The sequence below is a fragment of the Leptospira bourretii genome (assembly GCF_004770145.1).
Taxonomy (GTDB): domain Bacteria; phylum Spirochaetota; class Leptospiria; order Leptospirales; family Leptospiraceae; genus Leptospira_A; species Leptospira_A bourretii.
This window is the reverse complement of the sequence record NZ_RQFW01000019.1, coordinates 277677-291988: the sequence shown is the minus strand read 5'-3', so window position 1 is coordinate 291988 and position 14312 is coordinate 277677. Positions and strand designations below refer to the sequence as shown.

Annotated in this window: 10 protein-coding genes; all 10 read left to right on the top strand. The window is 43.9% G+C overall.

Annotated elements, in window-relative coordinates; genetic code table 11:
* The first annotated feature begins 12 nt into the window (after positions 1-12).
* The 10 genes from rplJ (at position 13) to rplC (ending at position 14304) form a co-directional block, all read left to right on the top strand.
* The gene (rplJ, locus tag EHQ47_RS15740) at positions 13-546 is read left to right on the top strand and encodes a 50S ribosomal protein L10 (protein ID WP_100743131.1); all 534 of its coding nucleotides are present in this window, start codon (positions 13-15) and stop codon (positions 544-546) included.
* A 36-nt stretch (positions 547-582) separates the two neighbouring features.
* Complete coding sequence (gene rplL, locus EHQ47_RS15735; protein ID WP_004783509.1) at positions 583-966, top strand: 50S ribosomal protein L7/L12; 384 nt, start codon at positions 583-585, stop codon at positions 964-966.
* A 125-nt stretch (positions 967-1091) separates the two neighbouring features.
* A complete protein-coding gene (rpoB, locus tag EHQ47_RS15730; protein ID WP_135747940.1) occupies positions 1092-4778 on the top strand; it encodes a DNA-directed RNA polymerase subunit beta in 3687 nt (1228 codons plus the stop codon).
* Between the two features lie 14 nt (positions 4779-4792).
* Complete coding sequence (gene rpoC, locus EHQ47_RS15725; protein WP_135747939.1) at positions 4793-9094, top strand: DNA-directed RNA polymerase subunit beta'; 4302 nt, start codon at positions 4793-4795, stop codon at positions 9092-9094.
* Positions 9095-9234: 140 nt separating this feature from the next.
* The gene (rpsL, locus tag EHQ47_RS15720; RefSeq protein WP_004783543.1) at positions 9235-9609 is read left to right on the top strand and encodes a 30S ribosomal protein S12; all 375 of its coding nucleotides are present in this window, start codon (positions 9235-9237) and stop codon (positions 9607-9609) included.
* A gap of 15 nt (positions 9610-9624) precedes the next feature.
* The gene (rpsG, locus tag EHQ47_RS15715; RefSeq protein WP_012388943.1) at positions 9625-10098 is read left to right on the top strand and encodes a 30S ribosomal protein S7; all 474 of its coding nucleotides are present in this window, start codon (positions 9625-9627) and stop codon (positions 10096-10098) included.
* A 73-nt stretch (positions 10099-10171) separates the two neighbouring features.
* A complete protein-coding gene (locus tag EHQ47_RS15710) occupies positions 10172-12100 on the top strand; it encodes an elongation factor G-like protein (RefSeq protein WP_135777542.1) in 1929 nt (642 codons plus the stop codon).
* 49 nt (positions 12101-12149) lie between these two features.
* Positions 12150-13355 carry an elongation factor Tu gene (gene tuf / locus EHQ47_RS15705; protein WP_002974170.1) on the top strand — a complete coding sequence of 402 codons (1206 nt, stop codon included), beginning with the start codon at positions 12150-12152 and terminating at the stop codon, positions 13353-13355.
* 5 nt (positions 13356-13360) lie between these two features.
* Complete coding sequence (gene rpsJ / locus EHQ47_RS15700) at positions 13361-13669, top strand: 30S ribosomal protein S10 (RefSeq protein WP_002974412.1); 309 nt, start codon at positions 13361-13363, stop codon at positions 13667-13669.
* 11 nt (positions 13670-13680) lie between these two features.
* Entirely contained in the window at positions 13681-14304 is a 624-nt protein-coding gene (gene rplC, locus EHQ47_RS15695; protein WP_002974191.1) for a 50S ribosomal protein L3, read from the top strand.
* Positions 14305-14312 lie beyond the last annotated feature (8 nt).

Sequence of the window (14312 nt, the reverse complement as noted above, 5' to 3'; positions counted from 1 at the left end):
CGAGTAAGAACAATGGCAAATCCATCTAAAATTGAAGCAGTAGCAGAATTAAAAACTCGTTTGGAAAAACGACCAAACTTTATTTTAGCATCTTACAGCGGTTTAACTGTTGAAGATATGTCCAACCTTCGTGCGAAACTTCGCAAAGAAGGATCGGAGATGAAGGTAATCAAAAACAACCTTTTTCTCCGTGCATTAAAAGAGTCTTCTGAACATAAAAACAACTCCATTGATTTTGGGGATGTTTACAAAGGCCCTCTTGCAGCGATTTTCTCTCTGGATGCACTTCCAGCAGTAGCAAAAGTTTGTAAGGACTTTGCAAAAGATAAGAAGGAACTCGAAATTAGAACCGGCTATATGGACGGGGAAGTTTTGGGTAAATCCGGAGTAGAGGCGATTGCTGGACTTCCGTCCAAACAAGAACTTCTTGCGCAAGTGGCTCGTGGGATCAATGCTCCTGCAACGCAAATTGCTTCTGGAATCAATCAAATCATGGCATCATTGGCTCGCGCCATCAATGCTGTAGCCGAGAAAAACGGCAATTAGTAATCATAGTGATTAGTAGGATAAGGAGAATATAGGATGTCTGTTGACGCGCTATTAGAACAAATTGGAAGTCTTACATTAGTTCAGGCAGCTGATCTAGTGAAAAAGATGGAGGACAAATTCGGGATTTCTGCTGCTGCACCAGTTGCGGTAGCGGCTGTTGCGGGTGCAGGTGGTGGCGCAGCTGCTGCTGAAGAGCCGGCAACTTTCAATGTAATCTTGAAAGCACACGGTGACAAAAAGATCGACGTTATTAAACTCGTTCGCGAAATCACTGGTCTTGGATTAGCAGATGCGAAAACTCTTGTAGAAGCTGGTGGAAAATCAGTGAAAGAAGGGGTTTCTAAAGACGAAGCTGCTGATATTAAGAAAAAACTCGAAGGTGTTGGGGCTCAAGTAGAAGTTGCTGCTGCCGGTTAATCGGTTGCCAATTTTTAAACCCAGTCTTCAAAAACTTAGAGGCAGGGAGGCCGTAGGCGTCCCCACCTCTATTTTTTCGTTTATCATACCATCTATTATTTTGTTGTCTCTAGGGAGAGTATTCCATGCATACCCGAATGCAAATTAGAAACCGGGTAAATTTCGGTAAAATTACCGACCTCAATTTACTTCCTAATCTTATCTACGTACAAAAAAAATCCTTTGATTGGTTTCTCCAGTCGGAAGTGAAAGATCCGACGAAACGTTTGAACCAGGGGTTGGAAGCGGTATTTCGTGAATCCTTCCCAATCGAATCACCAAACAACGATATGGTCATGGAATATGGCCATTATATCTTGGGAGAGCCAAAACGCGATCCTCAAGAATGCAAGGACACTGATTCTTCCTTTGCAGTTCCATTAAAGGCAGTCATTCGCCTCATCATCAAAGACACCGGAGAGATTCGGGAACAAGTTGTCTACATGGGGGACCTTCCTGTGATGACAGACCACGGAACTTTCATCATCAATGGTGCGGAAAGGGTAGTGGTGAGCCAGTTGCATAGATCACCTGGTATTTTCTTTTCTTATGACCAAGTAAGAGATACTTTCTCGGCGCGGGTCATTCCTTACCGAGGTTCTTGGTTGGAATTCGAGATGGACAACAAGGGAATCCTCGTTGCCAAAATCGACCGTAAGAAAAAATTCCCGGCAACCCTTCTTGTCAAAGCAATGGGTATGGGAACGAACGAAGAAGTGCTTCGTTTATTCTACGGATCTTCCAAAATGAAGATTGCTGGTGCCAATCCAAAGGACCTCAAACGGTTGATTGGCCGCCGAACCATCGCTGATATCATCAACATGGAAACGGGCGAGGTAATGCTCGATGCCGGATCCAAAATCAATGAGGACAATATCTCCATCCTTCGTGAAATGAAGGTAAAAGATGTGGATGTTATTGAATTTCCGAAAGGAAAGGACAACCCAGTTCTTATCAACTGTTTAGAAAAAGATGGTGTGAACGACTACGAAGATGCTGTCAAAAAATTTCACACGATCATGCGTCCCGGCGAACCTTCTACGATTGAAAACGCAGAAGCAGAACTGAAACGCCTCTTTTTCTCACCTAAAACTTTTGATTTAGGTGTTGTGGGTCGTTACAAAATCAACAGTAAATTTGAATTCAACAATCCAAAAGAATTTTCAAAAGCAGAAGACCGAGTTTTAAGAAAACAAGATATCATCGAAACCGTTCGTTACCTTGTGATGCTTATGTCGGAAGCAGAAAACTACTATCCGGATGATATTGACCACTTAGGAAACAGAAGGATCCGTTCTGTCGGAGAGCTTATTGCAAACCAATTGAAACTGGGATTCTCTCGAGTCGAACGAGTGATCAAAGAAAGAATGACAGTACAGGAGCCGGAACAACAAACTCCGCAGCTTCTTATTTCCATCAAACCAATCACTGCGGTGATCAATGAGTTTTTTGGGTCTTCGCAACTTTCTCAGTTTATGGACCAAACCAATCCACTGGCAGAACTTACCCACAAACGTAGGTTAAACGCTCTTGGACCTGGTGGTCTCTCTCGTGATAGAGCAGGTTTCGAGGTTCGTGACGTTCATTATTCTCACTACGGTCGTATGTGCCCGATTGAAACACCGGAAGGTCCAAACATTGGTCTCATTCTTTCCATGTCCAGTTTTGCCAGGGTCAACGATTATGGGTTTATTGAAACTCCATACCGTCTCGTAAAAAATGGAAAAGTCCAAAAACAAGTAGAGTATCTCACTGCTGACAAAGAAGAATACCACTACATGGCACAGTCCAATTCGACTGTGGATGATAAGGGAGAATTTACTTCTAAACTCATTTCCACTCGCCATAGAGGGGATTTCCCTTTCCGTAGTCCATCTGAGATTCAATATATGGATCTGGCTCCTTTGCAAGTTGTATCGGTTTCCACAGCACTCATTCCGTTCTTAGAACATGATGATGCGAACCGCGCTCTTATGGGTTCGAACATGCAACGCCAAGCGGTTCCTCTTTTAACAGAAGAAGCTCCTTTTGTGGGAACTGGTATGGAAGCTCGTGCGGCTTATGACGCAGGTGTTTGTATTGTTGCCAAAAAAGATGGTGTGGTTTCGAAAGTGGATGCCACAGGTGTTTGGATCAAAGAAGACCAATCCAAAGAGATTGTCCATTACCCACTCATTAAATTCAAAAAAACCAACCAAGGAACTTGTTTTAACCAAAAACCAAACGTTTCCATGTTGCATACGACGACTGGTGGTAAAGTAGGTAAGGTTTCCAAAGAACGTGTGGAGATTACTTCTCCTAACGGAGAAAAAGAAACCCATGAACTTTTCCATTCGGAAGATGTGCAATACGTTGCGGTTGTGAAAGAAGGCCAAGACTTAGGAATTGGTGCCCCAGTAGCGGGACAAATCATCAAAGGCGAAAAATACGGTGAGTTTGGACAAATCCTCCAAAAAGGAACTGTTCTTGCCAATGGACCATCCACTGACGCTGGTTATTTGGCACTTGGCCGTAACGTTCTTGTGGCATTTATGCCTTGGGAAGGTTACAACTTTGAGGATGCGATTCTAATCTCGGAACGAATCATTAAAGACGATGTTTTCTCTTCGATCCACATTGAAGAATTCGAAATCCAAGCTCGGGAAACGAAACTTGGACAAGAACAAATCACTCGTGACATTCCAAACCTTTCGGACAAAGCGTTCCGTGATTTGGATGAGTCTGGTGTGATCCGTGTGGGTGCGGAAGTGAAACCAGGGGACATCCTTGTCGGTATGGTCACTCCTAAAGGAGAAACCGACCTCACTCCAGAATACAAACTATTACACTCCATTTTTGGAGAGAAGGCAAAAGAAGTAAGAGATTCCTCTCTTCGTATGCCAAACGGTTTTGAAGGAACTGTGATCGATATCAAACGTTATTCCCGTGAAACAGGCGACGAACTCGCTGCTGGCGTGGAAGAAATGGTGAAAGTGTATGTGGCTCGCAAACGGAAACTCCTCGTGGGTGATAAGATGGCGGGTCGTCACGGAAACAAAGGGGTTGTTGCACGTGTGATGGCACAAGAAGATATGCCATACATGGAAGATGGATCTCCTGTTGATATCGTACTCAACCCGTTAGGTGTTCCTTCACGTATGAACCTCGGTCAGATTTTTGAAACACAACTTGGTTTCGCTGCCAAAAAACTAGGAATCAATTTTGAAACTCCTGTGTTTGATGGTGCCACCGAAGGTGACGTTCATGAATTCTGCAAAAAAGCGGGATTACCGGAAAACAGCAAATTTCAGTTATACGACGGAAGAACGGGAGAAAAATTCATCAACCAAGTCTTCTGCGGATACATTTACATGTTGAAACTGGCTCACTTGGTGGATGACAAAATCCACGCAAGATCCACTGGACCATACTCACTCGTAACGCAACAACCACTCGGTGGTAAAGCGCAGTTCGGGGGACAGAGGCTCGGGGAGATGGAAGTTTGGGCTCTTGAGGCTTATGGTGCATCACACACCTTACAAGAGTTACTCACCATCAAGTCAGATGACATGCTTGGACGTGCAAGAATTTACGAAGCGATCGTAAAAGGAATTCATTCGATCAAACCGGGAATTCCAGAATCATTCAACGTTCTTGTACAAGAACTCCGTGGTCTTGCTCTTGATATCATCATCAAAGACTCCGAAGGATTGGAAGTGGATATCTCTGATTACGAAGATGAATTCTCGAAAAACAAAAAGAAAATCAAATTCGAGACCATTGAAAACGTTTAGGGAAGGGAAAAAGTATGAGAAATTACAATAGTTTTGAATCGATTACGATCCGTTTGGCATCACCCGAGCGGATCAAAGAGTGGTCGTTCGGGGAAGTCAAAAAACCTGAAACGATCAACTACCGTACCCTAAAACCGGAACGAGATGGTCTTTTCTGCGAAAAAATCTTCGGAACCACTAAGGATTGGGAATGTTACTGCGGTAAATTCAAATCCATCCGTTATAAGGGAGTGGTTTGCGACAAATGCGGGGTTGAGGTAACTCACTCCAAAGTGCGTCGTGAGAGAATGGGTCATATTGAACTTGCAGCCCCAGTTTCGCATATTTGGTACTACCGATCGGTTCCATCTCGTATGGGACTCCTTCTTGATATGACCATCAACCAACTCAAAAGTGTTTTATACTTTGAGAAGTATGTGATCATTGACCCAGCTGATTCCGGAAGGAACAGAGGGGAACTCATCGATGAAGATGAATACCATAATTATTTAGATGAATACGGTGATAAATTTATCGCAGGGATTGGTGGGGACGCCATCAAAGAACTTCTCGCACGCATTGATGTGGATGCAGAAGCTCGTGTAATCCGCCAAAAGATCCAAGATAAAAATAAAATCTCTGACAAACGTATTTTCAAACGTTTGGAAGTTTTGGAAGCTTTCCGGGATTCTGGAAACCGTCCTGAGTGGATGGTTCTGGATGTAGTTCCTGTGATCCCACCAGAACTTCGTCCTATGGTACAATTAGAGGGTGGTCGTTTTGCGACTTCCGACCTTAATGATTTGTATCGCCGTGTGATCAATAGAAACAATCGTCTCAAACGACTTCTTGCTTTGAAAGCTCCTGAGATCATCGTACGAAACGAAAAACGTATGTTACAAGAAGCAGTGGATGCTCTTTTTGATAACAGCCGTCGTAAACGAACCGTAAAAGGAAAAGGAAATAGACCACTTAAATCTATCTCCGATATGCTCAAAGGAAAACAAGGCCGGTTCCGCCAAAACCTACTCGGTAAACGTGTGGATTACTCTGGTCGTTCCGTAATTGTTGTTGGTCCTGAACTGAAATACCACCAAATGGGTCTTCCTAAAAAAATGGCTTTGGAACTTTTCAAACCATTCATTATGAAACGCCTTGTGGATTTGGAACTAGCACCAAACATCAAATCTGCGAAGAAAAAAATCGAAGCAGAAGACAAAGAAGTTTTTGATGTTTTGGAAACTGTGGTGAAAGAACACCCGGTTCTCCTGAACCGTGCTCCAACTCTTCACAGACTAGGAATCCAAGCATTTTTACCAGTACTAGTAGAAGGAAAGGCAATCAAACTCCATCCTCTCGTTTGTCACGCGTTCAACGCTGACTTTGACGGGGACCAAATGGCAATTCACGTTCCGCTTGCTCCAAAAGCACAGCTTGAAACTTGGATGCTGATGTTATCACCGCATAACATTTTGAATCCTGCGAACGGACAACCGATTTGTGGACCAACACAAGATATCGTTCTTGGAATTTATTACCTCACTTCTGAAGTAAAAGACGCGAAGGGAGAAGGTAAATTCTTCACAGGTCTTGAGGAAGTGATGTATGCGATTGAAACGAAAACCGTTGAAATTCGCTCCAAAATCTCTGTTTTACACGAAGGGAAAATCATCGAAACCACACCGGGAAGGCTTATCTTCAACCAGGTGATGCCAAAAGGGTATGTTTATATCAATAGAACCCTCGGTGATAAAGAAACAAACAAAATCATTGCAGACGTATACGAGAAGTTTGGACCAGGGATCACTGTTGTGATGCTTGATGAAATCAAACGCCTTGGTTACCGTTACGCAACTGTATTTGCTCCTACCATCTCCATTGATGACATCCGAGTTTCTCCTCAAAAAGAAGGTCTCGTGACTGATGCCAACAAAGAAGTAGAAAAAGCGGATATGGAGTATCGTAAAGGTATCATCACCAATGAGGAACGTCGTAAAAAAGTAATCGAGATTTGGACCAAAACCAATGACCGCATTACGGACGGGATGTTTAAGGAACTCGAAAAAGACCAAGGTGGATTCAACCCAGTATTCGTGATGGCAGCTTCTGGTGCTCGCGGGTCAAAACAACAGATCCGTCAGCTTGCTGGGATGCGGGGTCTTATGGCGAAACCGTCTGGGGAAATCATTGAACTTGCGATTCGTTCCAACTTCCGTGAAGGTCTCGGGGTATTAGAATTTTTTATCTCTACACATGGTGCGAGAAAGGGTCTTGCGGATACGGCGTTAAAAACTGCCGATGCCGGTTACCTCACTCGTCGTCTAGTGGATATCTCTCAGGATGTGATCGTATCGGAAGATGATTGCGGAACCAAAGCAAACATCACTCTTGGAATCGTAAAAGAAGGGGAAAACGTAATCGTTTCTCTTGCGGACAGAGTGTTCGGTCGTTATACGGCTGAAGATTTGGTGGATCCAGTTTCTGAGAAAGTGGTTTTCCCGAAAGATACTCTCATCACAAGAGCCCTTGGACAACAGATTGAAAACCTTGGTTATGATAAAATCAAAGTCAGATCACCTCTGACTTGTAGATCTCGCCACGGAATTTGTACAAAATGTTACGGTATGGACATGGCTCGCCTTGTTCCTGCTGAGATTGGGGAAGCAGTGGGAACCATTGCCGCTCAGTCCATCGGTCAACCGGGAACACAGCTGACGATGAGAACCTTCCACGTGGGTGGTGCTGCCTCTGCTACCATTTCAGAAAAAGAACATAAAGTTCCTTATCGCTCTATCGTAAAATCAATCAATGGTCGTCTCGTGATCAATGCAAATTCTGCAAAAGTGTTTGCTCGTCGCGGAACCATTATCGTCAACCGACTCATCCAAGAATATAATACAGATTCACTCTCTAGTGTTCGTGTTGTGGATGGACAAAGATTGGAAAAAGGGGAAGTATTTGCGACCCAAGTTGGCGAATCAACAGAACAACGAATCACTTCAGACCAAGCGGGAACAGTTTCTCTTGTAGGAACCACACTGCGAATTCTCGGTGATGACTTTGTGATTCCAGTAAAAATCGGAACCATCCTTCGTGCAGAAGAAGGCCAAATCGTAGAAGAGAACAAGGCACTTGCTGAGTTCGACCCATTTAACGAGGTGGCAGTTGCGGAAGCAGCAGGAACCATCCAATGGGAAGATTTGGAAATTGGTAAAAACGTTCGTCGTGACGTGGATCCAAAAACTTCCAATATCATTCTGAAAGTTGTAGAACAAAAGAAAGATCGATTGGTTCCAAAAGTTCTGATCGGATCCGATGAATACTCAGTTCCAGTGGATGCTCTTCTCCAATTCCAAAATGGAGACAAGGTGCGAGAAGGGGATATCATCTTCAAGATTCCATCGGTTGCAGAAAAAACTCGAGATATCACGGGTGGTCTTCCAAGGGTAGATGAACTTTTTGAAGCTCGTCGTCCGAAAGATGCCTGCACACTGGCAGAAATTGACGGAAAGATCGAAGACAAAGGAGAAATCGTAAAAGAAAAACGAATTCTCTATATCATCCCAGAAACTGCAGAACAAGAAAAAGTAAAAGTAGCCATCCCTGTCGGAAAACAAATCCGTGTGCGCCAAGGTGACTTTGTGAAACGAGGAGACCAGTTGGATGAAGGAAACTTTGACCCGCATGACATCCTTGCGATCAAAGGACCAAACGCCCTTCACGAATATTTGGTTTCTGAGGTTCAGGAAGTTTACCGTCTGCAAGGGGTTCATATCAACGATAAACACATCGAAGTGGTGGTTCGCTCTATGCTTCGTAAGGTGATCATCACTGATAGTGGGGACACATCTTTTGTGAACCAACAACAAGTGGATAAATTCCTTTTTGATGAAGAAAACGACCGAGTGGAAAAAGAAGGTGGATCGCCAGCACAAGGAACTCCAGTTCTTTTGGGATTAACCAAAGCCTCCCTAAACACTGAGTCTTACTTCTCGGCAGCTTCCTTCCAGGAAACTACTAAGGTTCTAACCGATGCGGCCATCAAAGGAAAAACAGACAACCTCATGGGTTTGAAAGAAAACGTAATCATTGGTCACATGATCCCTGCGGGAACAGGTATGAAAAAATACCGTGACATTGAAGTTTTCAAAGATCTCCCAGGAGACTTGGATTGGGATCTGGAATCGGAAGAAGAGGAAGAAGAAATTTCCGAGATTTCCGAGTCAGCTCCTGTTTCCACTGCCACACTTTCACGCCTTGTTGCCGAAGAGGACGAGGATGAAGATGAGTTGGAAGAAGAATCGGATGACTCAGATGATGAGGACGACGACGATTAGACCCAAACCTTGTCCCTAGCAAATTCGTAAGAGTTTCTGGGGACAAAATCATGTTTTCGTTTACAAAATGTCCCCATCTGGAATTTTGGACGAAAACGTCATTATTTTTTTAAAGACAGAGAAGTAGAAGAAGGAATCGAATGCCTACAATTAACCAGCTCATCCGCATTGGAAGAGAAGACCAAAAGAAAAGAACTAAATCTCCTGCCCTAAAAGCATGCCCACAAAGACGTGGGGTTTGCACAAGGGTAATGACCTTTACTCCTAAAAAACCGAACTCAGCTCTTCGTAAAGTAGCAAGGGTTCGCCTCACTACTGGAATTGAAGTGACTGCTTATATTCCTGGTGAAGGCCATAACCTCCAAGAACACAACGTGGTTCTTATCCGTGGGGGAAGGGTAAAAGACTTACCAGGGGTTCGTTATCATATCATTCGTGGAACACTGGATACACTCGGTGTGGACAAACGTCGTAAAGGACGTTCTAAATACGGCGCTAAGCGTCCTAAAGCGTAATCGGAGAAAGGGTATATGTCTAGAAGAAGAGGAAAAGTTGAACCACGCCACATCGAAGGCGATCCTAAATACAATGACAAAGTGATTTCTAAGTTTATCAACTGCCTAATGGTAGATGGTAAAAAAAGTGTCGCTGAATCCGTGTTCTACGATGCGTTAGAAGTAATTGCTAAAAAAACTGGGCAAGACCCGTTTGCTGTTTTCCAAGAAGCTTTGGAAAATGCGAAACCACAAGTGGAAGTAAAATCTCGTCGTGTGGGTGGGGTTACTTACCAAGTTCCAATCGAAGTTCGTCCAGAAAGGCGTCTCGCTCTTGGAATCCGCTGGCTTATCAAATATAGCCGTGGAAGAAACGAAAAATCAATGAAGAATAAATTGGCTGCAGAATTCATGGAAGCTCAAAAAGGAACTGGATCTGCAATCAAGAAGAAAGAAGACATCAGAAAGATGGCAGACGCCAACAAGGCTTTCTCCCACTACCGCTGGTAGTCTCATCCATTCGATTCCAAACATTGACAAGCCAGGTGGAAACCTGGCTTTTTTATTTTAAAGCACCAAATTTATGAAATACCGAACTGTTGGAATTTTCGCGCATATTGATTCGGGTAAAACCACACTCACCGAACGGATCTTATTCGAGGCTGGGATAATTTCGGCAGTAGGATCCATTGAAGATGGAAATACCGAATCCGATTCTTTACAGGAAGAAATTGAGCGGGGAATTTCCATTCGCACCACCTTTCATACCATTCCCTGGAAAACAACATTTGGTGAGTTTGCGATCCAACTAGTCGATACACCTGGTCATATTGATTTTCGAAACCAAGTCACAGACCTTCTGCCTGCCATGGAAACTGCTATTGTGGTTTTGGAGGCAGGGACTGTGGTGCAATCACAAGCCCGCCTTGTGATTGAAGAACTACGGAAGGCCAGTGTGCCTATGGTTTTCTTTATCAATAAACTCGACCGGTTTGATGAAGAGTATTTGGACACTTTGGTCTCTCTCGAAGAGATTCTGGACGGGGTTCCTGTTTCTCTTTTTCAGAAGGATCCAGAGGGAAAGTGGGAATACTACCTGCGATCCCCCTCTCGTTTTCCAAAAACGGTAAAAGAAGAACTGATGGCTTGGAATGATGAGCTCCTTCTTTCTTCTTGGAATGATCCCTCTGGCCAAACCGATTATTCTATGATAGGACTTCGAAGTGGGCCTGGTTCCGGGAAACTCTATCCTGTTTATGGAGGATCGGCCAAAACTGGGGAAGGGGTTCGGGAACTTTTGGATTTAGTGGCGTGGACAGAGCCAAAAAATCCACCAGAGGAACTTGGATCTGGTCTCCCGTTACTCGTGCTTTCCAGACGAACGGACGAAGAACTCGGTCGGTATGCCGTCGTCTATCCTACCGAAGAGAAAAACAAATCGGCGATCCAAAGTCTGGGAAAAAACAAGGTCGAGAGCGGGAAGTCCCCGTCCAAAGATCATCCGGAGCCATCTTTTCACTTTATCGATCCGGAAACCAGGGAAGAGGCCACAAGCCTGGAGAAGGGTAAACTTGTATTTTTAAAAGACCACCCGGATCTACTTTTATTTCCCGGAAGTTCCGTATCGCTTGCGAACGAACTTCTGAATGATCTGGAAACCAAATCTTCGGATCGAGTCCCCAGTCCTTTCTCCATTGTTCTCGAGCCGGAACATTCTTCCGAAAAAGAATTTTGGTTATGTCGCCTCGAAGAGTTAGTTTGGGAAGATCCTGGATACTGCCTAGAAAAGAAGGACGATACCGGACAATTGGTACTATTAGGAAGAGGGGAACTTCATCTCGAGATCGGAATTCGCAGAATTCAGGAAAGAACTGAAAAAAAACTGAACTTTAGTTCGATAAACATTGCCAAATTAGAGCATCTTAAAAAAATGTCTCATAAGGTTGCCCTAGAGCATCGTGCCTTTGAAGACCAAAAGTCAAGCGGCGCGCTCATCGCAGTCCTGGAAGATACTGCCGATTTTTCGAAGCATATTGCCTTCGAGGTAAGTCTTCCGGAAGAAGTAAAAAATTCGATAGAAACATCCTTTCTGGAAGCCTGCTTACACGGGTTTTACGGTGAGGAAATTGTTGGTCTCAGACTTCGTGTTCTCTCTTATGAGATTCCCGAGGGAGATTTGCAAACCACTTTGACGCTTTTGAAAGTAGCGATACTGGCAGGCGTAAAGGAATTGTTTCCATCCAACACGTATTTGGTCGGACCCCTCACGGAAGTAGAAGTGATGGTGGACGCAGACCATTTGGGTGTAGTTCTTTCTGATCTAAGTCGCAGAAACGCCAAGGTGGTCTCCATCTGGGAAGCTGTGGCAGGGAAGAGTCACTTAAAAGCCAATGCACCGGCCCAAAACCTGCTTGGCTTTTCAGGGGCTCTTAGAAACATGACCAAAGGGATTGGCATTTCTTGGGAAAGGACTGCTTTTACCTATGAATTTCATGCAGTTTTAAAGGAGTAAAGAACCGAGGATCGGGTCTTGCACCACGATTGAGGAGTAGATTCTAACAATGGCTAAAGAAAAATTTGACCGTTCAAAACCACACTTAAACATCGGAACTATTGGTCACGTTGACCACGGTAAGACAACCCTAACAGCAGCTATCACAACAACGCTTGCGAAGTTAGTTGGTGGAAAAAATAAAGCGATTGCTTATGACCAAATCGACAATGCGCCCGAAGAAAAGGCTCGTGGGATTACTATTGCAACGTCTCACCAGGAGTACGAAACTCCAAACCGTCACTACGCACACGTAGATTGCCCGGGACACGCGGACTATGTTAAAAACATGATTACTGGTGCTGCTCAGATGGACGCTGCGATTCTCGTAGTTTCTGCAACTGACGGTGCTATGCCACAAACGAAAGAACACATCCTTCTTGCTCGCCAAGTAGGGGTTCCTTACATCGTGGTTTACCTAAACAAAGCTGACATGCTTGCAGCTGATGAAAGAGACGATATGGTTGAGATGGTTAAAGAGGAAATCAAAGACCTTCTTAACAAATACAACTTTCCTGGTGATAAAACACCTTTCATCTCTGGTTCTGCATTAAAAGCTCTTGAAGGTGAAGATTCTGACCTAGGAATGAAATCCATTCTTAAACTTATGGAAGCTGTTGATACTTACGTTCCAAACCCTACACGTATTGTTGATAAACCTTTCCTTATGCCAGTTGAGGACGTATTCTCAATCACTGGTCGTGGAACTGTTGCAACTGGTCGTGTTGAGCAAGGCGTACTTAAAATCAACGACGAGATCGAAATCGTTGGTATCCGTGATACATCTAAATCAGTTGTTACTGGTATTGAGATGTTCCGTAAACTACTTGACCAAGCGGAAGCTGGAGACAACATTGGTGCTCTTCTTCGCGGAACTAAAAAAGAAGACATCGAAAGAGGTCAAGTTCTTGCGAAACCGGGTACTATCACTCCACACAGAAAATTTAAAGCGGAAGTTTACGTTCTTACTAAAGACGAAGGTGGACGTCATACTCCATTCTTTAACAACTACCGTCCTCAATTCTATTTCAGAACTACAGACATCACTGGTGTTTGTAACCTTCCTGGTGGAATGGAGATGGTTATGCCGGGAGATAACGTTACGATGTCAATCGAACTTATCCACCCAATTGCTATGGACCAAGGTTTGAAGTTCGCTATCCGTGAGGGTGGAAGAACAATTGGTTCTGGTGTTGTTGCGGAGATCGTTGAGTAATCCCAATGGCTGGACAAAGAATTCGCGTTAAGTTAAAAGCTTTCGATCATCGGTTGATTGACCAATCAACCTTTGAGATTGTTGCGACTGCGAAGAGGACCGGAGCTACTGTCTCCGGTCCAATCCCGCTTCCAACAAAAAAAGAAATCTACACGGTATTACGTTCTCCGCACGTGAATAAAAAAGCTAGAGAACAGTTTGAAATGAGAACTCATAAGAGACTCATCGATATTTTAAATACGAATGAAGATACGGTAGAAGCCCTGATGAAGCTTCAACTCCCTGCTGGAGTTTCCGTAGATATTAAATCCTAAGGATAGGATCCATGGCTAAAGGTTTAATCGGCGAAAAATTGGGCATGGCCCACATATTCAATAACGAAGGTAAAATGGTTACTGTAACTGTTTTACGCGTTGGTCCTTGTTTTGTGTCCCAGGTAAAAACATCTGCGAACGACGGCTACGAAGCTGTTCAATTAGCATTTGGTGATGCCAAAGAAAAACACATGACGAAGGCCGAAGTTGGACACATTAAAAAAGCTAACATTGCGGCTCCGAAAAAAACTCTGATTGAATTCAAAGGTTTTGAGGATGTAGCAGTTGGTGCTGAGGTAAAACTCGCTGATGTGTTTGCTTTGAACGACACGGTGAAAGTAACCGGAACTTCTAAGGGAAAGGGAACGCAAGGTGTTGTTAAACGACACGGTTTTGCTGGTGGTCCAGCTGGACACGGTTCCAGATTCCAAAGACATCCAGGTTCGATTGGTTCTAATACAACTCCTGGACGTGTGTTTAAGGGTTTGAAGATGGGCGGAAGAATGGGTTCTGAACAGAGCACTGTTCGAAACCTGAAAGTAGTAAAAATTGATGCAGACGCCAACTTGGTATTTGTATCCGGTCCGGTTCCAGGAAGAGAACGCGGTATCGTTACGATAGAAAAAATCGGATAAATAGATAG